Genomic DNA, 24,457 nt, shown 5'->3' on the forward strand with positions numbered 1-24,457 from the left:
CGGCTCAGGCGGCCTGATCGACGATCAGGCCGCGCACGCCCGTCAGATTGGCCCCCGCAAGGTCGGCCTGACGCGTCTGGGCGCCGTGGAAAAGGGCGCGGGCGAGGTCGCAGCCGGTCATGACCGCTCGCCGCAGGTCGGCGCCCGACAGGTCGGCGCCGCGAAGATTGGCGCCCGTCAGATCGGCGGGCAGCAGGCGGTCGGCGGTCAGCATCAACGGACCCAGCTGCGCCTCGCGCAGGTCGGCGCCGTTCAGCCGGGCGTCCTTGAGCCGGGCGCCGCGCAGGTCGGCGCGACGCAGCCGGGCCGAGCGCAGGTCGGCGCCTTCCAGGTGCGCGCCCTGAAGCTGCACCCCCTCCATGTCCAGGCCGTAGAAGACCGCGCCCTTGGCCGACAGGGCGGTCAGGTTCAGGCCGACGATCGACTTCAGCGGCCGCAGGTCGACGCCGTCGAAGACCGAGGGCTGGCCCTCGACGCCGCCGGTCTCGCACCAGCGGGCGTGATCGCGCAGCATCTCGGCGGCGGGCATGCGGGTCAGGGGCTGGGCGGCCGAGCGGGTGTCGGTCAGCGCCCCTTCCATGTCCGCCCCGTCGGTGCGCCACATGGCCGACTTCACGCCCACCAGCACCGCGTCGCGCAGATCGGCGCCCGACAGGTCCGCCCCCGACAGATCGGCGCCGGCGAGGTCGGCGCCGCGGAAGCTGGCCTGCTTCAGATTGGCGCGGACCAGCTTGCAGTCCTTCATCACCGCGCCGGAGAAGTCGGCCTTGACGGCGATGACGCCGGCCATCTTGGAGCGTTGCAGATTGGCCCCGGCCAGGCACGCGCCCATGGCCTCGGTATCCTTGCGCTGGCGCGGCTCGATGACGCGAAAGCCCAGCCGGGCGTCGGCGGCGGCGATGGTGCCTTCGCGCAGATCCGCCTCGAACAGGTCAGCGCCGGACAGATCGGCCCCGCGCAGGCAGGCCCCGCGCAGATCGGCGCGCCGCAAGTTGGCGTCGGCCAGGATCGCATCCTGCATGTCCGCGCCGAAGAAGTTGGCGTTGTCGAGCTTTGCCCCCGAAAGGTCGCAACCGACCAGGCAGGCGGCCGAGAAGTCCGCGTCGGCGAGATTGCGGCCCTTCAGGCTGAGGCCCGTCAGGTCCATCCAGGAGAAAACGGCGCGGGCGCCGCCAGGACGGGCGGCGAACAGGCGGTCGTGCCGGGCGCAGATCAGATCAACTTCCGCCTGCGTCAGGCGACGGCGCTGGGTGGTGTCGAGAGCCTCGGCCATGAGACGAGGCTAGAGGCCCTCATTTAAGATTCCGTCAGCAGCCCTTGTTCGCGCAAGGCGTCCGCCAGTTCGCCCGGCGAGGTCCACAGCCGGGTGTAGCCCGCCTCGCCCAGCCGCTTCAGTTCGGTGACGAGGTCGGCCTTGGGCGACGTGGCGAAGCGTCCATCGAAACCGGCGCCGTCCCGGCTGATCCGCACCATCGGGCGACCGGTCTCCAGACGGTGCAGGAAACCCTCGCACAGGGTCTCGCCGTCTTCGCACATCAGGCCGGTCTCGACCTGCAGCCCCTTGGCGCGCAAGCGCTCGGTGCCGCGTCCCGAGGCGAAAGGCGACGGGTCCAGGCAGGCGATGACCACGCGCGAGACGCCGGCCTCGGCCAGGAAGTGGGCGCACGACTTGCGGCCGGACGAGCGCGCGCCGCAGGGCTCAAGCGTCACATAGGCGGTGGCGCCCTGAACCTCGGGCCCAGCGGCGGGCACGGCCTGTTCTTCCGCATGCGGGCGGCCGCCCGGCGCGGTCGCGGCCTCGGCCAGCACGCGGCCGTCCTTGACGATCACGCAGCCCACTGCCGGATTGGGCCAGGTCTCGCCCATGCGGGCGGTCGCCAGCTCTATGGCCCGGGCCATAAAGGCGCGATCGTCGTCCAAGGCGTTCATTGCAGAGGCGGCAGGGCTTCGGCCCGGCCCTGGTCGAGGTAGCGGACGGCGGTGGGTTTCAGGTCGGCGTCGAGGTCGATCTCCAGCGGATTGCCGGTCGGGATCTCCACGCCCACGATCCGGTCGTCCGGAACGGCGAACAGCAGCTTGACGATGGCCCTCAGCGAGTTGCCGTGGGCGGCGATCAGCACGTCCTCGCCGGCGTTCAGGCGCGGCGCGATCTCGGCGTCCCAGTAGGGCTGGACCCGGTCCAGAGTGGTCTTCAGGCTCTCGGTGTCCGGAATGGTCTGGCCGGCGTAGCGGGGATCGGCCGCGAAATCGTACTCGCCGCCGGGCGCGAGCGGAGGCGGCGGCGTGTCATAGCTGCGCCGCCAGATCTTGACCTGCTCCTCGCCGTGCTTTTCCGCCGTCTCGGCCTTGTTGAGGCCGGTGAGGTCGCCGTAGTGACGCTCGTTCAGCCGCCAGTCGGCGATCGCCGGCGTGTCCAACAGGTTCGCCGCCTCAAGCGCGATCTGTCCGGTCCGCTGCGCCCGCGTCAGAACCGAGGTGAACATCACCGCGGGCTTGAAGCCGGCTTCGGCGATCAGCTCGCCACCGCGCTTCGCCTGAGCCTCGCCCTCGGCGGTCAGATCCACGTCGACCCAGCCGGTGAAGCGGTTCTCGAGGTTCCACTGGCTCTGGCCGTGGCGAAGAAGGATCAGGCGGGACATGGCGGTTCCGTGACGGCGAACGGGTCGTTTGGGGTAGGCCCGCAAGGATGGACGGTCAAGTTTTCGCCGCGAAGCGCGCAGCCGCCGCATCCATCGCCACGCTTCCGCGTTGTTGAGGCTTCATCGGGGGCTCGCTATAGCCAAGCTTATGTCGGACCGGCTGTTCTTCCCGCTCATGGTGTCGGCGGCGGTGCTGCTGGTCGTGTTGGCCATCGTCTGGCCCTGATGCCCTTATCCGTCTTGCCTGCAAGGACCGCCATGTTGAAGCCCCGCCAGGATCTGAAGCCGAACACGGCCGCCTATGAGACCGAAGCCCTGGTCAAGCCCACGGGGTTCCGCGAATACGACGCGCGCTGGATCCTGGAAAAGGAGATCAATCTCCTAGGCATCCAGGCGCTGGGTCTTGGCCTGGCCACCTATGTGCACGAGATCGGGGTCGAGCCCCGCATCGTCACCGGCCACGACTTCCGCGGCTACAGCCTGTCGGTCAAGCAGGCGCTGATCATCGGCCTGATGCAGGGCGGCATGGAGGTGCTGGACGTGGGTCTGGCCCTGTCGCCCATGGCCTATTTCGGCCAGTTCGAGCTGAAAGCGCCCTGCGTCGCCATGGTCACCGCCAGCCACAACGAGAACGGCTGGACCGGGGTCAAGATGGGCGCCAATCCGCCGCTGACCTTTGGCCCCGAGGAGATCGGCCGGCTGAAGGAGATCGTGCTGAACGGCGAGGGCGTCGAGCGCGAGGGCGGCAAGCTGGTGCGGGTCGAGGACTTCCGCGAGAAGTACATCGCCGACGTCGCGTCCAAGGTGAAGGTCAGCCGCCCGCTCAAGGTCGTGGCCGCCTGCGGCAACGGCACCGCCGGCGCCTTTGCGCCCGAGGCCCTGCGCCGCATGGGTGTGGAGGTGATCGAGATGGACACCGACCTCGACTTCACCTTCCCCAAATACAATCCGAACCCCGAAGACCACGCCATGCTGATGCAGATGGCGGAAAAGGTCAGGGAGACGGGCGCGGACCTGGCGCTCGGCTTCGACGGCGACGGCGATCGCTGCGGCGTGGTGGACGATACGGGCGAGGAGATCTTCGCCGACAAGATCGGCCTGATGCTGGCGCGCGACCTGTCCAAGATTCATCCCAACTCGACCTTCGTCGTCGATGTGAAATCGACGGGCCTGTACAAGACCGACGAGGTGCTGAAGGCCAATGGCGCCAACACCGTCTACTGGAAAACGGGCCACAGCTACATCAAGCGCAAGACCGCCGAGATCGGCGCCCTGGCCGGGTTCGAGAAGTCGGGCCACTTCTTCATGGCCGGGCCGCTGGGTCATGGCTACGATGACGGCCTGGTCGCGGCCTCGGCCGTGCTGGCCATGCTGGACCGCAATCCCGACAAGAAGCTCAGCGAGCTGAAGGCCGCCCTGCCGGACGCCTGGACCTCGCTGACCATGAGCCCGCACTGCGACGACGAGACCAAGTACGAGGTGCTGGAGCGCATCGTGAAGGAGTATTCGGACCTGGCCGATCAGGGCGGCGAGATCCTGGGCCGCAAGATCGTCGAGGCCATCACCGTCAACGGCGTGCGCGTGCACCTGGAGGACGGCTCATGGGTGCTGGTCCGGGCCTCGTCCAACAAGCCGGAGCTGGTGGTGGTGGTCGAGAGCATGCGGTCGGAAGACGACATGCGCGACCTGTTCCGCAAGGAGGTCAAGCCGCGACTGGCCGCCTATCCCGAGATCGGCGCCTATAATCAGGAAATCTGAGGTCGGACGGAGTCGGGCCAGGCGGTCGCGGGCGGGCGCTTGCGATCGTCGGGCCGCTCGACCCGGCCGACCAGTCGCTGGCCTTCATAGATTTCAACGCCACGGCATGAGGCATGGTCGTCGAGCTGCGCAAAGGCGACCTGCGCCGCCTGACGGTCGTCCGGACATTCGGAGATGTCCATGACCGGTCGACGCCCCTCCGCGTCGAAGAAGATGAACTCGTAGACACGCATGACGGAACCCCGCGTTCATCTTCATGAATACGCGCGATACGCGAAAATGTCCAAGTCTTTGACAGGGATGGCGTGATCGCCGGAGCGTTTCGCCTGTGCAAGCGTTGCAGTCGGCTGCATCGAGGGGAGCGCCCATGTCCGCCATTGCCGAACGGCTGCGATCCGCGCGAAACGGCGGAGCGAGGCCGCACCAGCTCGCCCTGACGGCGCTGGCGCGGGTCGGATACGGGGCGCGAGGCTTTGTTTATCTGTCGGCGGGGGCGCTGACGCTGCTGGCGGCGACGGATCGGATCGGTGGAGCGGTCGGCTCGTCCGGCGCGGCGGGGTGGCTCGCCGAGCAGCCGTTCGGGCGGGTGTGGCTGATGCTGCTGGGCTACGGCCTGTGGGCGTTCGTGCTGTGGCGGATCGTGCAGGCGGTGTTCGATGCGGACAACGAGGGCTCGGACCTGAAGGGCTGGGCGACGCGGGTGGGGCAGGGCCTGAGCGCGCTGTTCTATGGCCTGCTGGCCTCCACGGTGTTCGAGTATCTGGACGAGTCTGGGACTGGCGAACGGGGCTCGGCCGACGTGGCCGAGAACCAGCAGAAGGCGGCCGAGGTGCTGGCGCTGCCGTTCGGCGAGCTGCTGCTGATCGGCGTGGGCGTGGTCATCCTCGGCGTCGGGATCGGCAATATCGTCAGGGCCTTCCGCGAGGATTTCGCGGAGGAGTTGAGCTGTTCACCGCAGGTGTGCCGGCGGGTCACGCCGCTGGCGAGGGCGGGCTATGCGGCGCGGGGGTTCGCCTATCTGCCGCTGGCGGTGTTCGTGATCCTGGCCGGGTTGCACGCCAGGGCGCGGGAGGTGACGGACTTCTCCGGCGCGCTGGATGCGCTGGAGAGCCAGCCGGGCGGGTCTTGGATGCTGGGGCTGACGGCGGTGGGGCTGATGGCGTTCGGAGCCTTTGCGTTCGTGGAGGCGCGCTGGCGCAGGATCCGGCCGCCGCGCGACCTGAACCCGCTCAACTAGCCCAGGGCAGGTTGCGGTCGAGGTCGAGGAGCATCGGCGGGCGCGGGTTCAGGCTCTCGCCCGAGAGCACGCGGTCGTAGAGCTGGAGATAGCTGTCCGTCATGCGGTCGGCGTTGAAGACGTCCACGGCGCGGGCGTGGCAGGCGCGGGGGTCGAAACGGTTGGCGCGTACCGCATCGGCCAGGAGGCGGGCGTCGGCGGAGAGGACGCCGTGCTCGGGCTCCACGATCTCGGGCAGGGCGCCGTAGGGCGTGGCGAAGACGGGGCAGCCGAAATACAGGCTCTCGATCACCGCCATGCCGAACGGCTCGTTCCAGCGCACGGGGAAGATCAGGCCGCGCGAGCCGTTCAGCACGTCGAACTTCCTCTGGCCGCCGACCATGCCGTGAAAGCGCGCGCGGGGGTACAGGGTGAAGCGCAGGCCCCGCCGAACGTTGAAGCGGACGCCGCCCAGGACCTCGATGCGCTCGCCCGCACGCTCGGCCACGCGGATCGCGCCGCGCAGGTTCTTCAGCCGCCACTCGCCCTTGCCGAGGAAGTGATAGCCGGCGCGCGGCCGGTCCCAGTCGACGGGGGCGTAGGAGGTCCAGTCCAGGCCGTTGTGGACGAAGCATTCGGCGCCGTGGCGGCGCGCGTGGTCGGCCGAGACGAAGACCGTGTTCAGCGGAAAGGGCGAGGGCGGCTGGCAGTTGCCGTGCTCGGTGACGATCAGGGGGACGTCCAGCTCCTCGTCCGGCTTGAACTGGAAGTGGGCGATGTCGATGTCACGGCCCACCTGCTCGCGCCAGGGCACGCCCGGGCGGATCGGCTGCACGGCGGCGAAGGGGCAGGCGGAGCCGTCGGGGACCAGAAAGGTCACCCGGTGGCCGCGCGCCACAAGCCCGCACGCCAGGTCCCAGATCACCCGCTCGGTGCCGCCATAGGCGGTGACGGGGATCGGCGATTCATGGGCGATCAGGATGTGCATGGCGGGCGCTTCGAAACCGTGTCCGTCCCGCCTTTTGGCACAGCTTTGCCGCCTGCGCGCGGTTGATCAGTCGGGCGCGGCCGCCTCCTGCATCCGGCGGATGCGGGCGCGCTCCTCCGCGTCGGCCCTCTTTTGCGCCAGGAAGATCTCAAGCTGGTCGTAACGCTCTGACAGTTCGCGCCGCATCTCCTCCTCGCGCTCGTGCGTCATCGGCAGGCCGGTGCGCGAGTCGATATGGGGTTCGGGCGCGGGCGGACGCGGACGGGCGGGTTTCGGCTTGGCCATGGGGGCTCTCCGGCGAGGGGCGGGCAGGCGCGGGCGCCGCGTGCGTTGGGGGCGCGCGGTTGAACGGCGGGAGGGCGGGCGGGGCGCCGGGCCTTCGCCCGGTCTGTGTGAGTTGGTTTACCGTTTCGACGAAAGCTGACGCCCCGCACGAAGGATTGTGGCTGCAAGCTCGGGGCGTGGGATGGTGGCGGTCTTATCGCCTAACCCCATAAGCCTGCGACGGGCGGGCGGGCCTGGCGATCCCGTCCCCGGTGCGACCGAGTATCCCCCTCGATCCTCCAACGCCGGGGCGATCCCCGACGCCGGCGCCGCGAGGTTTCACCCCCACGGCCTCCCGTTTCCTCCGCTCCCGCCGCTCGCAAGGTCGCAGGCCAAGACGAGCCCTCCCATGCGACGGGACCGGGGGCATGATGGCGCGGATTTCAGCTGCGGCTGGCAAGTCGCGGCGGGAAAGGTGCAAGGGTTTGATGCGGCGGGGGTTAGTGGGCGGTGAATAGGAGAGATGCGCGGCCATGCCTACCGAGAGGCTGCATAGGGCTCGGGCCATCTTCTAAGGCTCCATCTCGGTTGCGCTTTGCATGAGCGGCTTGATTGTTGCAAAGAGCAAACACGCGCTTCTGCGAAGCGCAACCCTGCCGCTCGACGGAGCATCACCGTGCGCTATCCTCCAATAGTTCAAGAGTCCGGCATAGTATTACTCGGGAGTTTCAATCCTGCTATATTTCAACCGGCATGGTTACTAAAGAACGATTTGATCTCGGGTCAAGACTTCGAAGAAGTTCAACTATCTTTGGTTCATAATGAGCTAACTGAATTTCGCATCAAGAGCATGACGCTCCGTGTGGAGCCTCAGCGGTTTCAGATTCTTACTAGGGATGAACCTTTCGTTCAGGCGCTTGATCTCGTTCTGGGGGTTTTTGCAAACCTCCTCTCGCACACGCCGATCGCGCAGGTAGGCATAAATTACTCGGTCCACTTCGCTCTCGAGAACGCTAACCAACGTCATACGTTAGGCCGAGCATTGGCACCCTTGGAGCCGTGGGGCGAGTGGGGTCTTCAGCTAGAAACAGATGATCCGGAACGCCGGGGCGGCCTGCGAACTCTAATAATGGAAGAATCTCGTCCCGGAGATCGCCTGATTGGTCACCGCCGTGTGCATGTAGAGCCTTCGCTGCGCACCGACCTACTTGATTCAAAGTTGGTGTTCACGTCATGGTTAACGATCACTTCGAGATCGAGGAGCCTGACGCGGTGGTAGCAATGGATTGGCTGGGTGGGCGGTTCGACGCTTCCATTGCCGAGTCGAAGGCGATTATATCTGGCCTTATGAATTTCGCCGAGGGGCTGACCAAATGAGCGCAACCGCATTGCGGCTCAATGCCGACATCGAGCGAACAGACGTGAGTAGGCCGTTCGAGCTGAAATCGGCTGTTGACCGCCAAGCTAACCTGTTCAAATTCCGGCACGAGGACGCTCTAGCTAGGTCTGGCCGTGCGGTCGCGGAAATCGTGAACACAGAGACTAGCAGTGATCCTGGGATAGACTTACCTGAGCCGCTTCAGATTAAGGACGCCCAAGAGCAGTTTATTAGTAGCCAGGAGTGGGACGGCTACGTCATTGCTGTTTATGAAGATAAGCTTCGAGGCATCATGTATCCTGTGGGGAGATCTGATCCCCAGAACGAAGAGGTAGTCGAGATACCGATGGAGTTTGTAGATGGGGACTCGGCTCGGTATGTTGATGTAGGTTCAGTGTTTCGTTTTTCGACAGGTAAGTTGGTGCGTCGGAAACAGGTGATGCAGGGTTCGAAGGTGTACTTCCGTCGGGCTGCACGGCTTCGCACGAACCCCGGACGTGCTAGCGCGCTTGCGGATCTGTTCGCTGACTAAGATCAATACGCCACCTGATGCAGATGAAATCGAGGTTGCCCTACTAGGTCGCGGCCACGGAGAGTCTGTCGTAATCCACGCCCTAGATGGCACTTGGATTGTAATTGATAGCCTTAAATACGAGAACCGTGACGCTGCCCCCTTAGCTTACCTGACGCAAATGGGCGTAGGGCCGGAGGCAATACGGGTCGTGATGGCTACCCACTGGCACGACGATCACGTCGCCGGCTTGGCTCAAGTTTATAGCGTTGCCACCAACGCAGATCTCGTCTTGCCGCTTGCAATGACAACCCAAGAATTTCGCGCGTTCGCCAGCATAGCGGTAGGAAAGGATATGGGGCAGCTCTCCTCAGGCCTGACTGAGATGAGCGACCTAGCTGCAGTTCGTAAATCTCAAGCACGCCCGGCACCGATACGAGCTCAGGCATCCATGCAAATCTTCCGCGAGCGCTCGTCCTTCGGTCATCAAATCTGTCTGACGGCCGTCTCGCCAAGCGCCGCTGACGTCGAGGATTTTTTAGCAGCCATTTCGGCACCTCACATCGGAAGCCCGCTAGTTGGTCGCCTAATGCCGAAGAACCCCAACGACATATCTACTGCTTGCATCCTCTCCATGGGCGATGAGAACGTCTTGCTTGGGGCAGACCTAGAGGTCGGTGGACGCCCGGAGCGAGGGTGGCAGGCCGTGCTAACTGCTCGTTTGAACTCTGATCCTCGAGCGTCTGTCTTTAAAATCCCCCATCACGGATCAGAGAATGCACATCATGACAGTGTCTGGTCGGAAATGCTGAACGAAGAACCCGTTTGCATCTTGGCACCCTACAATCGAGGAAGAGGAGTGCCGAAAAAGGCTGATGCAGATCGGATTCAGGCTCTCACCTCCCACGCCTACATCACGACACAGTCTCCATTCCGAAAGTATCGGGGCGTGAGTTCCTACGTCGAGAAGTCATTAGAATCTAGTGGCATAAGAGCTCAGTCCTTGCCCCGAGAAGTCGGAGTTATTCGCCTCAGAAAACGGATTAGTGATGCGAAGTGGAACGTGACCAACTTCGGAGGTGCCGTGCACCTCAGTCAGTTCGTAGCTCGGGATTAGCAACCTTCACCTCCACCACGCCTCCCCCGGCGCGGAACTTCTCCGACATTTCGCGCATGCCCGCTTCCGCATCGATCAGGCTGGCGCCCGCGTCGTTCTGGCCGCGCGCGGCGTCGCGGATGTCCTGGCTGATCTTCATGGAGCAGAATTTCGGGCCGCACATGGAGCAGAAGTGGGCGGTCTTGTGGGCCTCCTTGGGCAGGGTGGCGTCGTGGAACTTGCGCGCGGTCTCGGGGTCCAGACCCAGGTTGAACTGATCCTCCCAGCGGAATTCGAACCGGGCGCGGCTGAGGGCGTCATCGTGCAGGCGGGCGGCGGGGTGGCCCTTGGCCAGGTCGGCGGCGTGGGCGGCGATCTTGTAGGTGATGACGCCGTCCTTGACGTCCTGGCGGTCGGGCAGGCCCAGATGCTCCTTGGGCGTGACGTAGCAGAGCATGGCCGTGCCGAACCAGCCGATCATGGCCGCGCCGATCGCGGAGGTGATGTGGTCGTAGCCCGGCGCGATGTCGGTGGTCAGCGGGCCAAGCGTATAGAAGGGCGCCTCGTGGCAGTGCTTCAGCTGCTCGTCCATGTTCTGCTTGATCTTGTGCATCGGCACGTGGCCGGGGCCCTCGATCATCACCTGGCAGCCCTTGTCCCAGGCGATCTTGGTCAGCTCGCCCAAGGTGCGCAGCTCGGCGAACTGGGCCTCGTCATTGGCGTCGGCGATGGAGCCGGGGCGCAGGCCGTCGCCCAGTGAGAACGACACATCATAGGCGCGCATGATGTCGCAGATGTCGGCGAAATGCTCGTACAGGAAGCTCTCGCGGTGGTGGGCCAGGCACCACTTGGCCATGATCGATCCGCCGCGCGACACGATGCCGGTGACGCGATTGGCCGTCAGAGGCACGAACGGCAGGCGCACGCCGGCGTGGATGGTGAAATAGTCCACGCCCTGCTCGGCCTGTTCGACCAGGGTGTCGGCGAACACCTCCCACGTCAGGTCCTCGGCCACGCCGCCGACCTTTTCCAGCGCCTGATAGATGGGCACCGTGCCGATGGGGACGGGCGAGTTGCGCACGATCCAGTCGCGGATGTTGTGGATGTTCCGACCCGTCGACAGGTCCATGACGTTGTCGGCGCCCCAGCGGGTGGCCCAGACCAGCTTGTCCACCTCGTCGTCCACCGTCGACAGGACCGCCGAGTTGCCGATGTTGGCGTTGATCTTCACCAGGAAGTTGCGGCCGATGATCATCGGCTCGACCTCGGGGTGGTTGATGTTGGCGGGGATGATGGCGCGGCCGCGGGCGATTTCATCGCGGACGAATTCGGGGGTGACGTAGTCGGGGATGGCGGCGCCGAAGCTCTCGCCGTCGCGCGGGAGGGTGTGGGGTGTGGGGTGTGGGGTGTTGGGGAGGGAGACGGTCGAGCCGTCGGCGAGGGTGACGCGCCGGGCATCGCCCACACCCCACGCCCCATCCCCCATGCCCGGCGCGGCGCGCCTCATGTTTTCGCGGATGGCGACGAACTCCATCTCGGGCGTGATGATCCCGGCGCGGGCGTATTCGAACTGGGTCACCGGGCGGCCGGGGACGCCCTTGAACACGCGGTGGCGCGAGGTGTCGAAGCGGGGCGCGAGGTGACGGCCCGAGGCGTGGCCGTTGTCCTCGGGCTTGACCTCGCGCGGGTGGGCGACCGGGGCGATGTCGCCGCGCTCCTGCTGCCAGCGGCCGCGAACGGGGGGCAGGCCCGTCTTGATGTCGATGTTAGCGTGGGGGTCGGTGTAGGGGCCGGAGGCGTCATACATCGTCACCGGCGGCTCGTTGGCGCTCGGGTGGACATGCACCTCGCGGAAGGGAACGCGCAGGTCGGGGAACAGGTGGCCCGCCACATAGACCTTGTTTCCGCCGGCGCGGGGGCCGGTGGGGATGCGGCCGGTCTCGGCCTCCACCGCGCGGCGAGCGTCGGCGAGGGCGAGATCAGACTGGGGCTCTTCGGGAGCGGCGGGGACGTGGATGTTCATGGCGGCCTCTGTTTCAAAGAGGTCCGCCGACGACGGCGAGCGGGACCCCGGGCGTGGGGTCCGCGTGTCTCATCCCTTCGCCGGCATGACCCGGATCAGGTTCGACGGGTCAGGCGACTACGCCAATCTCAGCGGCTCACATGCCGCCCCCCGGAGAACAGGGAGACCATATCGCAGGGTCAGGGCGCCGACCAGCCCTTGATCGACAGGGCCGGCGGCCGGGCGCGGGGGTCGGCGGGGAAGCGCAGAAAGGCCGTGGCCGAGCCTCGGCCGGGGACATAGTCCAGGGTGGCGGATGCGGTCGCCTGACCCTGCACGCCCTCCAGCTCGACGGCGGCGGCGGTGTCGGAGCCGTCGTTGCGCACCTCGACCTCGGCGACATAGCCGGTGGGGGTGGCCTCGACCTCGACGATGCGCGGGATCATCGTCGGCGGGCGCTGCTGCTGGAACAGCTCGAACACCATCAGGCCGATGGCGCCCAGGGTGACGACCAGGCCGATGCCCGCGACAATCCACTGGGTCAGCGGCGAGGGGTCGGGAACGGGCTTGCGGGCCATGGGCGTCCTCCTAGACCAGAAGCCGGGCGGCGGCGGCCCCGATCGAGGCCGGAAAGCCCAGCACGATGGCCGTCGCCATGGCCCGCGCCGCCGCATGCCCGTCCGAGCGGCCGAACACCCACAGCACGAACAGGCTGACCCCGATCGCGATCGCATAGCCCGGCAGGGTGAAGCGGAAAAAGGCCGTCACCGGCCGGCCCTGATCCTCCTGTCCCGCAAAGCCCGCCGAATAGACAATGACGTGCAGCAGCAGCACCGAGACGACGATCAGCCCCAGTTCGTGCCACGGCGTGCACTTGTAGGCGATCAGGATCATCTCTTCGGTCGGGGCGACGTTCATGGCGAAGAACAGGGCGCCGGCGCCCATCAGGAACAGCTCGCCCCAGTAGGAGACCCGCCCCTCGTCCTCCTTATCGTCGCCGCCGTTCATCTGCCGGCGCGCGACCAGCGCCCCGATGGCGCCTGGTACGGCCTGCAGCGCCACCATGCCGACATTGTCGAGCGGGGATGCGTTCACCTCCAGCACCCCGAACAGCAGAAGCAGGCACGAGGCGACCGCAAAGCCCACCGCCAGCGCGACCAGCGCGTCCAGCACGTCGTTCCTGAGCCCCCGCCCCTTTGAAAATCCGGCGTAGTAGGACAGGCCGTACAGCACCGGCAGGGCGGCGGCGAAAAAGGCCAGCAGCCGCAGCCGGTCCATGTAGATCCCGGCCTGCCACATCTCCATGGTCATCAGGAGCGGGATGTTGAACAGCAGGGCCCCGCCGAACGCGCGTCCGAGATCGCGGAGGTAGCGGCGCTCTCGCCCTGCATCGATCACCAGGCTGCTCATGGAACGGCAACGCTTTGATCAGGCGATTGGCTGCATGGCGCCGCGCGGGGTAGGAAGGGGCGATCCCCGAACGGAGCGTCATTCCATGCATCTCGCCCGCTTTCCCCGCATCCGCCTGGCGCACCTGCCGACGCCGCTGGAGCCGCTGCCGCGCCTTGGGGAGGCGCTGGGCGTCGATCTGTGGATCAAGCGCGACGACTGCACCGGCCTGGCCGGCGGGGGCAACAAGACGCGCAAGCTTGAGTTCCTCTTGGGCGCGGCCTTGGCCGAGGACGCCGATACGCTGATGACGCAAGGGGCGGTGCAGTCGAACCATGTGCGCCAGACCGCGGCCGCCGCCGCCGCGCACGGCCTGGCCTGCGAGATCATCCTGGAAGAGCGGACCGGCTCAAAGGCGCCGGACTATGTCGGCAACGGCAATGTGCTGCTGGACAAGCTGTTCGGCGCCAAGCTGCGCACCGTGCCGGGCGGGACCGACATGGTCGCGGAGCTGGAGACAACGGCGGCCGAGGCGAGGGCGCGGGGCGCGCGTCCCTATGTCATTCCGGGCGGCGGCTCCAATGCGATCGGCGCCCTTGGATACGCCGACTGCGCGCGCGAGCTGGTGGTGCAGGCGGACGATCTGGACCTGCGCATCGACCGCATCGTCACCGCGACCGGCAGCGCTGGCACCCATGCCGGGCTGGTGGCGGGCCTCCAGGTGATCGGCGCCGACATTCCTGTGCTGGGCATCGGCGTGCGCGCGCCAAAGGAGAAGCAGGAAGCCAACGTCTTCAAGCTGGCCGAAGAGACCGCCGCCCTCTTGGGCCGGCCGGGACAGGTCGCGCGCGAGGCGGTGGTCGCCGATTGCGACTATGTGGGCGAGGGCTACGGCCGGGTCGACCAGGGCGTGATCGACGCCCTGACCCTGGCCGCCCGCACCGATGGCGTCGTGCTGGACCCCGTCTATTCCGGCAAGGCGATGAAGGGCCTGATCGCCCTGTCGAAGCAGGGGCGGTTCGCGGGCGAGACCGTGGTCTTCCTGCACACCGGCGGCGCGCAGGGGCTGTTCGGATACGAGAGCGAGATCGGGGCGGGGTTGTAGGAAGAGGGGGCACAAGGTCCGCTCGAGGGCGTGACGCCCCCCGTCGGCTTTCGACCCATTGCGGACATAGAGGCTGGCTGCCAAATCCGACGCATGACCTTGCTCGATAAGCTCGCGCTTCGCCTGCCCATCGTTCAGGCTCCCATGGCTGGAGTGTCCACACCCCAGCTGGCGGCCGCTGTCTCCAATGCGGGGGCGCTAGGCTCGATCGGCGTCGGCGCGACAAACGCCTCCGGCGCGGCTCGGATGATCGATGACGTCAGACGGCTCACCGACGCGGCGTTCAACGTCAATGTCTTCGTCCACAGTGCGCCGATCCGCGATGCCGAGCGCGAGGCGTCTTGGCTAAGCGCCCTAGAACCGGTGTTCCGGGAGTTTGGCGCCCAACCCCCATCCTCCCTCGCGACGATCTATCAGAGTTTCGCCGACGATGATGAGATGCTGCGCCTGCTGATCAAGCGGGCGCCTCCAGTTATCAGCTTTCACTTCGGCTTGCCGGACCAGGCGAGGGTGACGGCCCTGCGACAGGCAGGGTGCGTCCTGATCGCCACCGCTACCAGTCTTGATGAAGCCTCGGCGGCGAGGAGGGCCGGAATGGACGCCGTCGTGGCTCAGGGCTTCGAAGCCGGAGGGCACAGGGGGATTTTCGACCCCGCCGGCGACGATGCTCAACTTGGAACCGTAGCCCTGACGCGGCTTCTTGTGGCGCAGGCCGGACTGCCTGTCGTCGCCGCCGGCGGGATCATGGATGGTCAAGGCGTCAGTGCGGTTTTGACCCTTGGAGCTGTCGCAGCCCAGCTTGGAACCGCCTTCATCGCCTGCCCGGAGAGCGCGGCGGATGAAGCGTATCGTGCGGCCCTCAATAGCGACGCAGCGTTCAACACCGTGATGACGGATGCGATATCCGGCCGGCCCGCCCGCTGTCTGCGGAACCGTTTCACCACCTGGGCCGGGCGCGCCACCCGGATGCCGCCCGACTACCCGGTCGCCTACGACGCTGGAAAGGCCGTCAACACAGCCGCCAAGGCGACGGGCGAAAGCGGCTTCGGCGCGCAATGGGCAGGACAGGGCGCGCCATTATCGCGACCTATGGGTGCTGCTGATCTTGTCCGGACACTAGCAGACGAACTCGCAGCCTAGGTCCGCTTCCCACCCATGGCTGACATCAGCGACGTCGGGTTCGAGCAACGATAGCCTGACGCAGTTCGATCATCACGGCCGCCTGATGCGCTGAAACAGACAAACTTCTCCGCTTGACGTCGTGTCACCCATAGGTGATATGTAACCCGTAGGTTACGGCATGGGAGGACGGTTGATGACGGATGACAACAGGACGGTCGAGGGGTTGGCGAGGGAGCGCGGGACGCGGTTCCGGTGGGGGCTGGGCCTCGTCGCCGTCAGCGGCGCGGCGGTCGTGGGCGGGGCGGTCGTGGGGCTGAGGACGGGCGGAGAGGGCGATGTCGCCACGGCGGCGGGGGCGGCGGTGGGTCTGGGTCTGGTCGCGCTGTTGGGCGGGGCGGCGCTCGCCTGGTGCGCGCGGCCGGGGCGGCCGCTGGTGCCGCCGACGGACGGACAGGAGACGCGGCGCGACCGGCTTCAGCGCGCCCGGACCCAGCAGTTGGTGATCTTTCCCTTTGTGATGCTGGCCTTCATGATGCAGTCCCATCGGGGCATGCAGGCGGTGCTGGCGGGCCAGGGCGATCTGGGCGCCTATCTGCAGGTCTCGCTGCCGGTGATCTATGGCTGGCTGGTGCCCGCCATCGTCATGGGCTGGGACTGGAACACGCGCCAGCACCGGCGTTTTCTGGACGACGAGCTGACCCAGGCCATGCGGGCGCAGGCGATGATGCTGGCGTTCGCCGTGCTGATGGCGGGGGTCACGGTCGCCATGGTGCTGGGCATGTGGCGGCCCGCCGTGGGCGTTGCGGCCCTGCCCTATGTGCTGGCGATCGGGGGCGCGACGGCCGGGCTGCGGTTCGCCTGGCTGGACCGGGAGGCCGAGCGAAATGGGTGATCCCCGTCTGGGCTCGCGCCTGAAAGAGGTGCGCACGGCCGCCGCCCTGACCCAGGCCGGTCTGGCGGAAAAGGCCGGCGTGTCGCGCAAGACCATCAACACCGTCGAGAACGGCGTCTTCGTCCCGTCCACCATCGTGGCGCTGGATCTGGCGCGGGCGCTTGAGACCACGGTGGAAGAACTGTTCTACCTGAAGGGCTGAGGAGGCGCGCGATGAGCAGGGTTCTGGGGGTGATCGGCGGCATGGGGCCGGCGGCGACGGTGGCGTTTCTCCAGCGCGTGCAGGCGCTGACGCCGGCGGGGGGCGATGCGGACCACATTCGCGTGGTGATGGACCTGAACCCCCAGGTTCCGGACCGCAACACCCGGCCGGGCGAGGCCGAGGCCGTGCTGGGCGAGATGGCGAGCGGTCTGAAGACGGCGGGGGCCCAGGTGCTGGCCATGCCGTGCAATACCGCCCACGCGCAAGGCGCGGGCATCCGCGCCGCAGGACTGCCGTTCATCGACATGATCGCGGCGACGGCCGATGCGGCGGTCGATGCGACGATCGGGGGCGGCGCCCGGCGGATCGGCGTGCTGGCCACGCCCGGCGGAGAGGCGTTGTATCAGGCGGCGCTGGCCGAACGGGGCGCGGAGGCCGTGCTGCTGGCGGGCGAGGATCGGGCGGCCTTCATGGCGGCGGTCTATGGGGTCAAGCGCGGCGATCGGGGTCCGGAGGCGCGGGCCGAGATGCGGCGGCTGGCGCGGGCGCTTGCGGCGGCCGGGGCGGAGGCTCTGATCGCCGGGTGCACGGAGGTTCCGCTGCTGCTGGCGGCCGGCGACGTCGACCTGCCGCTGACGGACTCGGCCGAGGTGCTGGCGAGGGCGTGCGTGGAGGCGTGCCTGGAGGGCGCAGCGTCGTCCGTGGGCTGATCGCGCTTGCGGCCGTGGGGGCGGCGCGACTAGTCAGGGGTGTGTCTCGCTTGCCCCTGATCATCGATTGCGACCCCGGCGTGGACGACGCCGTGGCCCTGCTGCTGGCCTTCGCCTCGACCGAACTGGAGTTGCTGGCCATCACCACCGTCGCCGGCAACGTCCCCGGCCACAGGACCCAGCGCAACGCGCGCATGATCCGTCAGATCGCCGGGCGCGAGGACGTGCCGGTCTATGGCGGGGCGGAACGGCCGCTGAAGCGTCCGCCGGCGCATGCGGGCGAGTTCCATGGGCCGGAGGGGCTGGGCGACCTCCAGCCGTTCGAGCCGCATGGCATCATCGGCGACGGCCCGGCGGCCAACGCCATTGTCGACCTGGTGATGAAGCGGCCGGCAGGCTCGGTATCGGTCGCCGTGATGGGGCCGATGACCAATCTGGCGCTGGCCATGAAGCGCGAGCGGCGCCTGGCCGAACGGCTGGGGACAGTGGTGGTGATGGGGGGCGCGCGCAGCGAAGGCGGCAACATCACCCCCTCGGCCGAGTTCAACATCTGGGCCGATCCCGACGCGGCGGCGGTGGTGTTCGGATCGGGCTGCGCGGTGGTCTGCCTGGGGCTGGACGCGACGCATCAGGTGCGGGCGACCGAGGCGCGCATCCGGGCCCTCGAGACGATCCGCACCGAGCCGGCGCGCACGGCCGCCGCCATGCTGCGCTTCTCGCAAGCGGTGGAGCGGACGGTGGTGGGTTGGGAGGCGGCGCCGCTGCACGACCCCTGCACGGTCGCCTGGCTGCTGCGGCCGGACCTGTTTGAGCTGCGCCCCTGCCGCATCGAGGTGGAGACCGGATCGGAGCTGACGCGGGGCCATACGGCGGTGGAGTTCCGGGTCGATCCCCTCACGGCGCGGCATCGCTGGGCCGTCGGTGTCGATGCGGACGGGGTGTTCGATCTGATCGCCGATGCGCTGAAGCCTTCGGAGGCGGCGCAGTGAGGATCACCGTCGTCGGCTCGATCAATCTCGATCTGGTGGCGCGGGCCTCGCACCTGCCGGGGGCCGGCGAGACGGTGACTGGGGCGACGCTGCAGCGGCATCCCGGCGGCAAGGGCGCCAATCAGGCGTTGGCGGCGGAGAAGCTGGGGGCCGAGGTCTGCCTGATCGGGCGGGTCGGCGATGACGCCATGGCGGGCGAGGCGCTGGGGCTGATGGATGCGATCGGCGTCGATCTGTCGGGGGTGGAGACGGACATCGCGGCCCCGACCGGCGTCGCCCTGATCGCGGTCGATCCCCAGGGCGAGAACCAGATCGTGGTCGCGGCCGGCGCCAACCATTGGGTCACGCCCGAACAGCTGCCGCAGCGGATCGAAGGGCCGCTGATCGTGCAACTGGAGCTGCCGATCGAGACGGTGGAGGCGGCGGTGGGCCGAGCGACCGGCTTTGTGTGCGCCAACCTCGCGCCCGCCGCGCCCGTGTCGGAACGGCTGCTGCGGCGCGCGGACCTGATCGTGGTCAACGAAACGGAGGCCGCCTTCTATGGCGAGGGCCTGCATCGCGGCGGCGGCCGGGTCGTGGTGACCAAGGGCGCGCGCGGCGCGGCCATGTACCAGCGCGGCGTCGAGATGGCCTGGGCTGCGGCCCCCGTTGTCGAGGCGATGGACGCCACCGGCGCGGGCGACGCCTTTGTCGGCGCAATCACCGTCGCCCTGCTTGAAGGCATGGAGCCGGTCCAAGCGCTGCGCTTCGCCTGCGCCGCCGGCGCGGTCGCCGCCACCCGGGCGGGCGCCCAGCCCTCTCTGCCGGAACGCGCAGAGGTGGAGGTGCTGCTGGCGGGGTGACGAGGCGACCCGAAAGCCGCCGCGTCGATCAGGATCAACTGCCCGTGCCGAAGCCGCCGGGGCCGCCGGCGCCGGCGGAGCCTTGGCCGCCGCTGGCGGGGCCTTCGGGGGTCTGGGCGGGGGAGGGGGCCGAGGCGGGGTTCGGCTGGACGTCGATGTCGTCGTCGCTGTCGGTCTCGAGCGCGGCGTTCGGATCGGCGGGATTGACGTCGGTCATGGGGCTCTCCTTGCGGTGGACTCAAGGATCAATCCGTCAGGTCGGGCGGCGTTCCGCCGGGGCGCAGGGCGGGCGATCACGGCTTGGCGCCCGCCGTTGGACGTGTATGTCGTAACACTTCCATGAAACGGGGGCGTTCACGATGATGAAGCGGGTGATGGGGGCGGGCTTGCCGCTGGCGGCGGTGTTGCTGGCTACGACGGCGCTGGCGCAAACAGCGCAAACAGCAGCGACGCCGCAGGCCGGGGCGTTGACCTATCAGCAGCCGCCGCAGCCGATCGCGGACATCCTGGACGCCAGGCCGACGCCGTCGTCGATGCTGTCGCCGGATCGCGCCACGCTGGTGCTGATGGACCGGTCGAACCTGCCGGCGATCTCGGCGCTGGCCGAGCCGATGCTGAGGCTGGCGGGCGAGCGGATCAATCCGCGCAACAACGGCCCGGCCGAGAGCCGCGTGTCGTGGCTGACGGGCCTGAGCTTGCAGGCGGTGGATGGAGGGCAGCCCCGCGTGGTGACCCTGCCGCAAGGCGCGCGCTTTACCGCCGCGCGCTTCTCGCCGGACGGCAAGTCGCTGGCCCTGGTGATGGACGCGCCCGACGGGCTGGATCTTTGGGTGGTGGACGTGGCCTCTGCGCGGGCCCGAAAGCTGGACGGAGCCCGCGTCAATATGGCCGCGGGCGCCGGTTATGAGTGGACGCCGGACAGCCAGGCGCTGCTGGTCGAGGCGGTTCCGGCGGGCCGCGGACCGGCGCCGGTGGCGAACGCAACGCCGACAGGACCGAACGTCGAGGAGACCGCAGGCCGCGTGGCGCCCGCGCGGACCTATCAGGACCTGTTGCAGACGCCGGCGGACGAGGCGCTGTTCGACCACTATTTCACCTCGCAGCTGACGCTGGTTTCGCTGAACGGACCGGCGCGGACGGTCGGCGAGCCGGCGGTGTATCTGGACTCGGCGGTGTCGCCGGACGGGCGCTATGTGCTGCACGAGATCGCCAAGCGGCCCTACAGCTATCAGGTGCCGGCGGGTCTTTTCCCGACCGAGATCGTGGTCACGGACCTGAACGGGCAGGTGGTGCGCCAGGTGGCCGACCTGCCGCTGCGTGACGACGTGCCGACGGCATTCGACGCGGTGGCGCCCGGCCCGCGCTCGGTGCAGTGGCGCGCCGATGCGCCGGCGACCCTGGTGTGGGTCGAGGCGCTGGACGGCGGCGACATCCGGCGCGAGGCGGAGTTCCGCGACCGCGTGCTGATGCAGGCGGCGCCGTTCACGGGCGAGCCGGTCAAGCTGATCGACCTGAAGGAACGCTTTGGCGGCATACAGTGGGGCCGCGACGACCTGGCCATCGTCAATAGCCGCTGGTTCAACACCCGCCACGAGACCCGCTTCGTGGTCGATCCGTCGAACCCGGGCGAGGGTCGGGTGCTGCTGGAGCGCAACTATCAGGCGCGCTACGACAATCCGGGCCAGCCGGTGCTGCAGCCGAACGCGGCGGGGCGGTCGGTGATCCGTTTCGACGGGCAGGGCCGCATCCTGATGAGCGGACCGGGCGCGACGCCGCAGGGCGAGTTCCCGTTCCTGGCCGCCATGGACGTGGCGACGGGCCAAAGCGAGCGGCTGTGGACCTCGGCGGACACCGACTATGAGGCGGTGATCGGCTTTCTGGACAACGACGGCCGGCGCGTGGTGACCCAGCGCGAGACGCGTCTGGATCCGCCGAACCTGCGCATCCGCGACCTGTCGAGCGGTCAGACTACGCCGATCACCAACTTCCCCGACCCCGCCCCACAGCTGGCCGAGGCGACGCGCCGGCTGATCACCTACAAGCGGGCGGATGGGGTGCAGCTGTCGGGCACGCTGTATCTGCCGGCCGGCTATGACAAGGATCGCGACGGGCCGCTGCCGCTGCTGATGTGGGCCTATCCGGCCGAGTTCACCGATCCGACGGTGGCCGGCCAGACCGTGGACGTGCAGAACCGGTTCGTGCGGCCGGGCGGGTCCAGCCACGTGTTCCTGCTGACCCAGGGCTACGCCATCCTGGACAATCCTTCGATGCCGATCATCGGCCGCGAGGGCGCCGAGCCCAACGACACCTATGTCGAGCAACTGACGGCGGATGCGCAGGCGGCGGTGGATGCGGTGGTGGAGATGGGCGTGGCCGAGCGCGGCCGCATCGCCATCGGCGGGCACAGCTACGGCGCCTTCATGACCGCCAACCTCCTGGCGCACACCGACCTGTTCCGCACCGGGATCGCACGCTCGGGCGCCTACAACCGCACCCTGACGCCGTTCGGCTTCCAGGCCGAGCAGCGCAACTACTGGGAGGCGACGGAGGTCTATACGAAGATGGCGCCCTTCACCTATGCGGACCGGGTGAACGAGCCGATCCTGCTGATCCACGGCGAGGCGGACGACAACTCGGGCACCTTCCCGGTGCAGACCGAGCGGTTCTATGCGGCGCTGAAGGGGCTGGGCGCGACGGCGCGCTATGTCACCCTGCCGCTGGAGGCGCACGGATACCGCGCCCGCGAGTCGGTCGGCCACACCCTGTGGGAGATGACCCGCTGGCTGGACCAGTACGTCAAGACCGCGCCGGCTGCGCCGCCCGCGCAGTGAGGATGGAGGGGCGGGGCCTCGGCTCCGCCTCTTCCTTTATTCTTCGGCGTCAGTCGTCCAGGCGCTGAAGCAGCAGAAGCACGCCCGCGGCGGTCAGGGCGCCGAGGGCAAAGGCGGCGATGACCGAGCCGGCGGCGACGGCGGTGGGCACGGTCACCGGGCGCGCCTCGTACCATTCGACGATGTCGGCGTCGTCATAGGCGTCGTCCTCGTAGTCCTCGACGACGTTGACGGGGATTTCGCGGTCCATGGAGACGCCTTTCTGAAAAGATGCGCGCCCCTACCGCGCGCCTGCCGACAATCCTCGAGCCAAGGCCAAGGTTCCCTCGAGCGCCGCCATCGTGACAGGATGGCGCGGGTCGGCTAGGACGCCGAACTCAAGATTCCACGTCTCCTCACAGACTTCCAAGACGATCCCATGGCCGGCCATTCGAAGTTCAAGAACATCATGCACCGCAAGGGACGCGCCGATGCGCAGCGTTCCAAGCTGTTCTCCAAGCTGTCGCGCGACATCACGGTGGCGGCCAAGTCAGGCATGCCCGACCCGGCGCTGAACCCGCGCCTGCGCCTGGCCGTCAACAACGCCAAGGCCGAAAGCCTGCCCAAGGACGTGATCCAGCGCGCCATCAACAAGGCCGCCGGCGGCGACGTCGATACGATGGAGGAGGTCCGCTACGAGGGGCGCGGCCCTGGCGGGGTGGGCATCATCGTCGAGGCCCTGACCGACAACCGCAACCGCGCCGGCTCCAACATCCGTTCGGCCTTTTCCAAGAACGGCGGGGCGCTGGGCGAGATGAACTCGGTCGCCTTCATGTGGGACAAGGTCGGCAAGATCGTCTACCCGGCCGAGGCTGGATCCGAGGACGCGGTGATGGAGGCCGCGATCGAGGCCGGCGCCTCCGACGTCGAAAGCGACCTGGTCAAGCCCGACATCTACGAGGACGCGCCCGGCCACACCATCTGGACCGCGTTCGAGGACCTGAACGAGGTCGCCGACGCCATGTCCAAGGTGCTGGGCGATCCCAAGTCCACCGCCATCGTGTGGAAGCCCCAGTCCGACGTTCCGGTCACCGGCGAGGCGGTCGGCACGCTGTTCAAGCTGCTGGACGCGCTGGACGCCGAGGACGACGTGCAGAACGTCTATTCCAACGAGGACATCTCCGACGAGGACGCCGCCAAGTACGCGGGGTGATTTCGGACGTTCGAGGGTCGTGCTAGGCTCGCCGCATGACGGTGCATGTGACGATCGCCCTGGACGACGCCGTAAAGGCCAAGTTGGACGCCCTGGCGGACGCCAGGCGTGTTCCGGTGGACGAGATCGTGACACAGGCCGTGTCCCAACTGGCGGCGGATGATGCGGCCTTTCATGCCGCGGTAGAAGCGGGGCTGGCCTCGCTTGATGCGGGAAGGGGCGTGCCGCACGAAGACGTCGTCGCCCGGCTCCGCGCTCGTCAGGCCAAGCGCGCCCGTCTGTGAAGGTCATCTGGTCACCCGAGGCCGAAGCCGACCTCGTAGATGCGTGGACCTTTATCGCGGCTGACCGGCGCAACACGGCTGATGCGGTCGAAATGCGTATCGTGGATGCTGTCGAAAGTCTCGGCGACTTCCCACGCAAGGGTCGGCCGGGCAAGGATCCAGGCACGCGCGAACTGGTGGTGCATCGCACGCCGTACATCGTGATCTACAGGCTGCGCTCCGAGGACCTGGAGATCGTCCGTATCTGGCACGGCAGCCGAGAACCGTTCGAATAGCGTCCGATCCGCGCACCTCCGGAACGCCGTGCACGGAGCATCCGTTCGCTGCGGATGATCGAGTTCGCCCGTTTCGCCGACTATGCCCCGCCCGTGATCGGGGCGGTGCTGGCCGGAGGGCTGATCGGGCTTGAGCGGGAGTGGCGCGGGCGGGCGGCGGGCCTGCGGACGCATCTGCTGGTCTCGCTGGCGTCGTGCCTGCTGATGCTGGCGGCGATGTCGCAGGGCGACTGGGCGTTCGAGGCGCTGCCGGACGAGAACATCGTCACCGACCCGACGCGGATGGCGCATGGGGTGCTGACGGGGATCGGCTTTCTGTGCGCCGGCGTGATCTTTCGCACCGGCTTTTCGGTGCACGGGCTGACTACGGCCGCGTCTCTCTGGATGGCGTCGGCGTTGGGCGTGCTGTTCGGAGCGGGCCTGTTCGGCCTCGGCGCGGCCGGAACGCTGGTCACGGTCGGCATCCTGACCGGCCTGCGGCTGGTGTCCAGGATGATGCCGGCCAAGGCGCTGGTGGACGCCGAGGTCTGCTGGCGACGCGAGGACCCCTCTCCGGAGCCGGAGATAGAGCGCCTGTTCCACAGCGTCGATCCGGAGACGCGGCATGATCGATTCGAGCTGGTCGAGCAGGGTCGGCTGATCCGGCGCAGCTGGAAGCTGAAGGCCGGGACGGAGGATCAACTCAAGACGCTCGCGGAAGCCTTGTGCCGAATGGAGGCGGTCACCGCCTATCGCTTCGATCCGCGAGACGACTGAGGCCCTTCATTGCTCG

Annotated in this window: 27 protein-coding genes and 1 riboswitch; of the genes, 16 read left to right on the forward strand and 11 right to left on the reverse strand. The window is 67.9% G+C overall.

Annotated elements, in window-relative coordinates:
- Positions 1-4 precede the first annotated feature (4 nt).
- The 3 genes from KY493_RS00970 to KY493_RS00980 are packed head-to-tail and all read right to left on the reverse strand — an operon-like array spanning position 5 to position 2,639.
- Positions 5-1,273, reverse strand: coding sequence for a pentapeptide repeat-containing protein (locus tag KY493_RS00970; RefSeq protein WP_219897152.1), 1,269 nt, complete (start codon positions 1,271-1,273; stop codon positions 5-7).
- Positions 1,274-1,296: 23 nt separating this feature from the next.
- On the reverse strand, positions 1,297-1,929 hold the full coding sequence (locus tag KY493_RS00975) for a bifunctional diaminohydroxyphosphoribosylaminopyrimidine deaminase/5-amino-6-(5-phosphoribosylamino)uracil reductase RibD (RefSeq protein WP_219897153.1): 633 nt from the start codon (positions 1,927-1,929) through the stop codon (positions 1,297-1,299).
- The gene (locus KY493_RS00980; protein WP_219897154.1) at positions 1,926-2,639 is read right to left on the reverse strand and encodes a 2,3-diphosphoglycerate-dependent phosphoglycerate mutase; all 714 of its coding nucleotides are present in this window, start codon (positions 2,637-2,639) and stop codon (positions 1,926-1,928) included. Before KY493_RS00980 ends, KY493_RS00975 begins: the two co-directional genes overlap by 4 nt.
- 258 nt (positions 2,640-2,897) lie before the next feature.
- Here KY493_RS00980 and KY493_RS00985 point away from each other — a divergent pair, with 258 nt between their 5' ends.
- Positions 2,898-4,397 carry a phosphomannomutase/phosphoglucomutase gene (locus tag KY493_RS00985; protein ID WP_219897155.1) on the forward strand — a complete coding sequence of 500 codons (1,500 nt, stop codon included), beginning with the start codon at positions 2,898-2,900 and terminating at the stop codon, positions 4,395-4,397.
- Here the strand turns inward: KY493_RS00985 and KY493_RS00990 are convergent.
- Positions 4,385-4,630: a hypothetical protein gene (locus KY493_RS00990; protein ID WP_219897156.1), complete on the reverse strand. Its 246-nt coding sequence runs from the start codon at positions 4,628-4,630 to the stop codon at positions 4,385-4,387. The two genes, KY493_RS00985 and KY493_RS00990, sit on opposite strands and share 13 nt — an antisense overlap.
- Before the next feature lie 134 nt (positions 4,631-4,764).
- Between KY493_RS00990 and KY493_RS00995 the strand changes: the two genes are divergently transcribed.
- Entirely contained in the window at positions 4,765-5,634 is an 870-nt protein-coding gene (locus KY493_RS00995; protein WP_219897157.1) for a DUF1206 domain-containing protein, read from the forward strand.
- Here KY493_RS00995 and KY493_RS01000 read toward each other — a convergent pair.
- Together KY493_RS01000 and KY493_RS01005 are read right to left on the reverse strand one after the other, a co-directional pair.
- The gene (locus tag KY493_RS01000; protein ID WP_219897158.1) at positions 5,627-6,601 is read right to left on the reverse strand and encodes a glycosyltransferase; all 975 of its coding nucleotides are present in this window, start codon (positions 6,599-6,601) and stop codon (positions 5,627-5,629) included. The genes KY493_RS00995 and KY493_RS01000 overlap by 8 nt on opposite strands.
- 66 nt (positions 6,602-6,667) lie before the next feature.
- The gene (locus tag KY493_RS01005; RefSeq protein WP_219897159.1) at positions 6,668-6,886 is read right to left on the reverse strand and encodes a hypothetical protein; all 219 of its coding nucleotides are present in this window, start codon (positions 6,884-6,886) and stop codon (positions 6,668-6,670) included.
- 1,352 nt (positions 6,887-8,238) lie between these two features.
- Here KY493_RS01005 and KY493_RS01010 point away from each other — a divergent pair.
- Both KY493_RS01010 and KY493_RS14595 read left to right on the forward strand, forming a co-directional pair.
- A complete protein-coding gene (locus KY493_RS01010; protein ID WP_219897160.1) occupies positions 8,239-8,775 on the forward strand; it encodes a hypothetical protein in 537 nt (178 codons plus the stop codon).
- Entirely contained in the window at positions 8,741-9,871 is a 1,131-nt protein-coding gene (locus KY493_RS14595) for an MBL fold metallo-hydrolase (RefSeq protein WP_219897161.1), read from the forward strand. Before KY493_RS01010 ends, KY493_RS14595 begins: the two co-directional genes overlap by 35 nt.
- Here KY493_RS14595 and thiC read toward each other — a convergent pair.
- From thiC to KY493_RS01030, 3 genes are all read right to left on the reverse strand, one after another.
- Positions 9,846-11,873, reverse strand: a complete 2,028-nt coding sequence (thiC, locus tag KY493_RS01020; RefSeq protein WP_219897162.1) for a phosphomethylpyrimidine synthase ThiC — start codon at positions 11,871-11,873, stop codon at positions 9,846-9,848. The two genes, KY493_RS14595 and thiC, sit on opposite strands and share 26 nt — an antisense overlap.
- Before the next feature lie 54 nt (positions 11,874-11,927).
- Positions 11,928-12,036: riboswitch (TPP riboswitch) on the reverse strand.
- 16 nt (positions 12,037-12,052) lie between these two features.
- Positions 12,053-12,430 (reverse strand): hypothetical protein, encoded by a 378-nt coding sequence (locus KY493_RS01025; protein ID WP_219897163.1) that lies wholly within the window; start codon positions 12,428-12,430, stop codon positions 12,053-12,055.
- Between the two features lie 10 nt (positions 12,431-12,440).
- Positions 12,441-13,262, reverse strand: a complete 822-nt coding sequence (locus KY493_RS01030) for a TIGR02587 family membrane protein (protein WP_219897164.1) — start codon at positions 13,260-13,262, stop codon at positions 12,441-12,443.
- Positions 13,263-13,347: 85 nt separating this feature from the next.
- Here KY493_RS01030 and KY493_RS01035 point away from each other — a divergent pair, with 85 nt between their 5' ends.
- The 7 genes from KY493_RS01035 (at position 13,348) to KY493_RS01065 (ending at position 19,103) form a co-directional block, all read left to right on the forward strand.
- Positions 13,348-14,346, forward strand: coding sequence for a D-cysteine desulfhydrase (locus KY493_RS01035; RefSeq protein WP_219897165.1), 999 nt, complete (start codon positions 13,348-13,350; stop codon positions 14,344-14,346).
- A 93-nt stretch (positions 14,347-14,439) separates the two neighbouring features.
- Positions 14,440-15,486, forward strand: a complete 1,047-nt coding sequence (locus tag KY493_RS01040; protein WP_219897166.1) for a nitronate monooxygenase family protein — start codon at positions 14,440-14,442, stop codon at positions 15,484-15,486.
- Between the two features lie 175 nt (positions 15,487-15,661).
- Positions 15,662-16,360: a hypothetical protein gene (locus KY493_RS01045; RefSeq protein ID WP_219897167.1), complete on the forward strand. Its 699-nt coding sequence runs from the start codon at positions 15,662-15,664 to the stop codon at positions 16,358-16,360.
- Positions 16,353-16,562: a helix-turn-helix transcriptional regulator gene (locus tag KY493_RS01050; protein ID WP_219897168.1), complete on the forward strand. Its 210-nt coding sequence runs from the start codon at positions 16,353-16,355 to the stop codon at positions 16,560-16,562. The genes KY493_RS01045 and KY493_RS01050 overlap by 8 nt, the downstream gene beginning before the upstream one ends.
- Before the next feature lie 11 nt (positions 16,563-16,573).
- Positions 16,574-17,272 (forward strand): aspartate/glutamate racemase family protein, encoded by a 699-nt coding sequence (locus KY493_RS01055; RefSeq protein WP_219897169.1) that lies wholly within the window; start codon positions 16,574-16,576, stop codon positions 17,270-17,272.
- A 41-nt stretch (positions 17,273-17,313) separates the two neighbouring features.
- Positions 17,314-18,261, forward strand: coding sequence for a nucleoside hydrolase (locus KY493_RS01060; protein WP_219897170.1), 948 nt, complete (start codon positions 17,314-17,316; stop codon positions 18,259-18,261).
- Positions 18,258-19,103, forward strand: coding sequence for a ribokinase (locus KY493_RS01065; RefSeq protein ID WP_219897171.1), 846 nt, complete (start codon positions 18,258-18,260; stop codon positions 19,101-19,103). Before KY493_RS01060 ends, KY493_RS01065 begins: the two co-directional genes overlap by 4 nt.
- Positions 19,104-19,137: 34 nt before the next feature.
- On the opposite strand, the gene KY493_RS01070 is transcribed toward KY493_RS01065, so the two are convergent.
- Complete coding sequence (locus KY493_RS01070) at positions 19,138-19,320, reverse strand: hypothetical protein (RefSeq protein WP_219897172.1); 183 nt, start codon at positions 19,318-19,320, stop codon at positions 19,138-19,140.
- A gap of 142 nt (positions 19,321-19,462) precedes the next feature.
- Between KY493_RS01070 and KY493_RS01075 the strand changes: the two genes are divergently transcribed.
- Positions 19,463-21,934: a S9 family peptidase gene (locus tag KY493_RS01075; protein WP_219897173.1), complete on the forward strand. Its 2,472-nt coding sequence runs from the start codon at positions 19,463-19,465 to the stop codon at positions 21,932-21,934.
- Between the two features lie 49 nt (positions 21,935-21,983).
- Here KY493_RS01075 and KY493_RS01080 read toward each other — a convergent pair whose 3' ends face one another.
- On the reverse strand, positions 21,984-22,184 hold the full coding sequence (locus KY493_RS01080) for a hypothetical protein (RefSeq protein WP_219897174.1): 201 nt from the start codon (positions 22,182-22,184) through the stop codon (positions 21,984-21,986).
- Positions 22,185-22,352: 168 nt separating this feature from the next.
- On the opposite strand from KY493_RS01080, the gene KY493_RS01085 reads away from it, so the two are divergent.
- From KY493_RS01085 to KY493_RS01100, 4 genes are read left to right on the forward strand one after another with little or no spacing between them, the layout of a single operon-like run.
- Positions 22,353-23,126 (forward strand): YebC/PmpR family DNA-binding transcriptional regulator, encoded by a 774-nt coding sequence (locus tag KY493_RS01085; protein WP_219897175.1) that lies wholly within the window; start codon positions 22,353-22,355, stop codon positions 23,124-23,126.
- Positions 23,127-23,161: 35 nt separating this feature from the next.
- Positions 23,162-23,410, forward strand: coding sequence for a CopG family ribbon-helix-helix protein (locus tag KY493_RS01090; RefSeq protein ID WP_219897176.1), 249 nt, complete (start codon positions 23,162-23,164; stop codon positions 23,408-23,410).
- The gene (locus KY493_RS01095; RefSeq protein WP_219897177.1) at positions 23,407-23,685 is read left to right on the forward strand and encodes a type II toxin-antitoxin system RelE/ParE family toxin; all 279 of its coding nucleotides are present in this window, start codon (positions 23,407-23,409) and stop codon (positions 23,683-23,685) included. The genes KY493_RS01090 and KY493_RS01095 overlap by 4 nt, the downstream gene beginning before the upstream one ends.
- A gap of 54 nt (positions 23,686-23,739) precedes the next feature.
- Positions 23,740-24,441, forward strand: coding sequence for an MgtC/SapB family protein (locus tag KY493_RS01100; protein WP_219897178.1), 702 nt, complete (start codon positions 23,740-23,742; stop codon positions 24,439-24,441).
- Positions 24,442-24,457: the final 16 nt, after the last annotated feature.

Origin of the sequence: Brevundimonas sp. PAMC22021, from assembly GCF_019443405.1 — a bacterium.
Lineage (GTDB): Bacteria > Pseudomonadota > Alphaproteobacteria > Caulobacterales > Caulobacteraceae > Brevundimonas.

Excerpts from the sequence above, each read along its gene's own strand:
- KY493_RS01050 (WP_219897168.1), top strand. The coding sequence starts at position 16,353 with ATGGGTGATCCCCGTCTGGGCTCGCGCCTGAAAGAGGTGCGCACGGCC.
- KY493_RS01045 (WP_219897167.1), top strand. The coding sequence starts at position 15,662 with ATGACGGATGACAACAGGACGGTCGAGGGGTTGGCGAGGGAGCGCGGG.
- KY493_RS00995 (WP_219897157.1), top strand. The coding sequence starts at position 4,765 with ATGTCCGCCATTGCCGAACGGCTGCGATCCGCGCGAAACGGCGGAGCG.
- KY493_RS01035 (WP_219897165.1), top strand. The coding sequence starts at position 13,348 with ATGCATCTCGCCCGCTTTCCCCGCATCCGCCTGGCGCACCTGCCGACG.
- KY493_RS01070 (WP_219897172.1), bottom strand. The coding sequence starts at position 19,320 with ATGACCGACGTCAATCCCGCCGATCCGAACGCCGCGCTCGAGACCGAC.
- KY493_RS01005 (WP_219897159.1), bottom strand. The coding sequence starts at position 6,886 with ATGGCCAAGCCGAAACCCGCCCGTCCGCGTCCGCCCGCGCCCGAACCC.
- KY493_RS01100 (WP_219897178.1), top strand. The coding sequence starts at position 23,740 with ATGATCGAGTTCGCCCGTTTCGCCGACTATGCCCCGCCCGTGATCGGG.
- KY493_RS00985 (WP_219897155.1), top strand. The coding sequence starts at position 2,898 with ATGTTGAAGCCCCGCCAGGATCTGAAGCCGAACACGGCCGCCTATGAG.
- KY493_RS01025 (WP_219897163.1), bottom strand. The coding sequence starts at position 12,430 with ATGGCCCGCAAGCCCGTTCCCGACCCCTCGCCGCTGACCCAGTGGATT.
- thiC (WP_219897162.1), bottom strand. The coding sequence starts at position 11,873 with ATGAACATCCACGTCCCCGCCGCTCCCGAAGAGCCCCAGTCTGATCTC.
- KY493_RS01055 (WP_219897169.1), top strand. The coding sequence starts at position 16,574 with ATGAGCAGGGTTCTGGGGGTGATCGGCGGCATGGGGCCGGCGGCGACG.
- KY493_RS01040 (WP_219897166.1), top strand. The coding sequence starts at position 14,440 with ATGACCTTGCTCGATAAGCTCGCGCTTCGCCTGCCCATCGTTCAGGCT.
- KY493_RS01030 (WP_219897164.1), bottom strand. The coding sequence starts at position 13,262 with ATGAGCAGCCTGGTGATCGATGCAGGGCGAGAGCGCCGCTACCTCCGC.
- KY493_RS00975 (WP_219897153.1), bottom strand. The coding sequence starts at position 1,929 with ATGAACGCCTTGGACGACGATCGCGCCTTTATGGCCCGGGCCATAGAG.
- KY493_RS00980 (WP_219897154.1), bottom strand. The coding sequence starts at position 2,639 with ATGTCCCGCCTGATCCTTCTTCGCCACGGCCAGAGCCAGTGGAACCTC.
- KY493_RS00970 (WP_219897152.1), bottom strand. The coding sequence starts at position 1,273 with ATGGCCGAGGCTCTCGACACCACCCAGCGCCGTCGCCTGACGCAGGCG.
- KY493_RS01090 (WP_219897176.1), top strand. The coding sequence starts at position 23,162 with ATGACGGTGCATGTGACGATCGCCCTGGACGACGCCGTAAAGGCCAAG.
- KY493_RS00990 (WP_219897156.1), bottom strand. The coding sequence starts at position 4,630 with ATGCGTGTCTACGAGTTCATCTTCTTCGACGCGGAGGGGCGTCGACCG.
- KY493_RS01075 (WP_219897173.1), top strand. The coding sequence starts at position 19,463 with ATGATGAAGCGGGTGATGGGGGCGGGCTTGCCGCTGGCGGCGGTGTTG.
- KY493_RS01080 (WP_219897174.1), bottom strand. The coding sequence starts at position 22,184 with ATGGACCGCGAAATCCCCGTCAACGTCGTCGAGGACTACGAGGACGAC.
- KY493_RS01085 (WP_219897175.1), top strand. The coding sequence starts at position 22,353 with ATGGCCGGCCATTCGAAGTTCAAGAACATCATGCACCGCAAGGGACGC.
- KY493_RS01000 (WP_219897158.1), bottom strand. The coding sequence starts at position 6,601 with ATGCACATCCTGATCGCCCATGAATCGCCGATCCCCGTCACCGCCTAT.
- KY493_RS01010 (WP_219897160.1), top strand. The coding sequence starts at position 8,239 with ATGAGCGCAACCGCATTGCGGCTCAATGCCGACATCGAGCGAACAGAC.